The organism is Mesorhizobium sp. M8A.F.Ca.ET.208.01.1.1, from assembly GCF_004791315.1.
In the GTDB taxonomy this organism is placed as follows: domain Bacteria; phylum Pseudomonadota; class Alphaproteobacteria; order Rhizobiales; family Rhizobiaceae; genus Mesorhizobium.
In genome coordinates, this window is sequence record NZ_SRUT01000412.1 from 1 (window position 1) to 283 (window position 283).

General features: G+C 67.5%; 1 protein-coding gene. It reads right to left on the reverse strand.

Annotation, left to right across the window (positions count from 1 at the left end; genetic code table 11):
- The coding region (locus EN851_RS35890; protein ID WP_135931144.1) for an NAD-dependent epimerase/dehydratase family protein at positions 1 to 283 on the reverse strand (283 nt) is incomplete at both ends.

The window sequence follows — 283 nt, forward strand, 5'->3', positions numbered from 1 at the left end:
GCCGAACACGGCGATCGATGAGGTGAAGACGACGCGCGGCGCAAAGCCGGCCAGGCGAATGGCATCGAACAATGCGCGCGTGCCGTCGAGATTGACGCGGTAGCCGAGATCGAAATTGGCTTCGGCCTCGCCCGAGACGATGCCGGCGAGGTGGAAGATTACGTCCGGGCGGGAAGCGATGAGCGTGGCCGCTGCGCCGGGCGCGGAAAGGTCGCCGGTGTGGATCGAGACTTCGACGCCTGCAAGCGCCGGCGGCTGCGGCGGCACGATGTCGTGCAGATCG